At 45.7% G+C, this 599-nt stretch carries 1 rRNA gene; it reads right to left on the bottom strand.

Features of this window, described 5'->3' with window-relative positions:
* Positions 1 to 503: 503 nt before the first annotated feature.
* A 5S ribosomal RNA gene (gene rrf / locus CD150_RS11740) occupies positions 504 to 599 on the bottom strand; the annotation flags it as partial.

Here is a 599-nt window from a genome sequence, read left to right as displayed (position 1 = left end):
CAATTTATTGAGATAGCGGTACTTATGCATGAGTTTTTGCTCATGCATTCCTTTTACTTTTTCACGCTTTCCTCACTCACTTACCACTTGTAAGCTCGCTTCGTCTCTCGTTTACTTCGTCAGCTTCAAACGCTTTCTTTTGTCAGTTTGCAGTTCTTCGAACTGGGAAGTTAAGCTCCTTTTACGTAAAAAAAGAGACCTTTCGGTCTCGGCTCATCGCATCCTATTTACTTGCCTGGCAACGTCCTACTCTTGCGGAACGTAAGTCAGCTACCATCGGCGCTAAGCAGCTTTTCTGACTTCAGGCAAGCGTTCGCATCTTTCCTCAGTTTCACGCTTTCCTCACTCACTTACCGCTTGTAAGCTCGTTTCGTCTCTCGTTTACTTCGTCAGCTTCAAACGCTTTCTTTTGTCAGTTTACAGTTCTTCGAACTGAGAAGTTAAGCTCCTTTTACGTAAAAAAAGAGACCTCTCGGTCTCGGCTCATCGCATCCTATTTACTTGCCTGGCAACGTCCTACTCTTGCGGAACGTAAGTCCGACTACCATCGGCGCTAAGGAGCTTAACTTCTGTGTTCGGCATGGGAACAGGTGTGACCT

The sequence above is a fragment of the Staphylococcus ureilyticus genome, assembly GCF_002902235.1.
Taxonomy (GTDB): domain Bacteria; phylum Bacillota; class Bacilli; order Staphylococcales; family Staphylococcaceae; genus Staphylococcus; species Staphylococcus ureilyticus.
The sequence above is the reverse complement of the archived record's forward strand: the minus strand, read 5'-3'. Positions and strand labels throughout refer to the sequence as shown.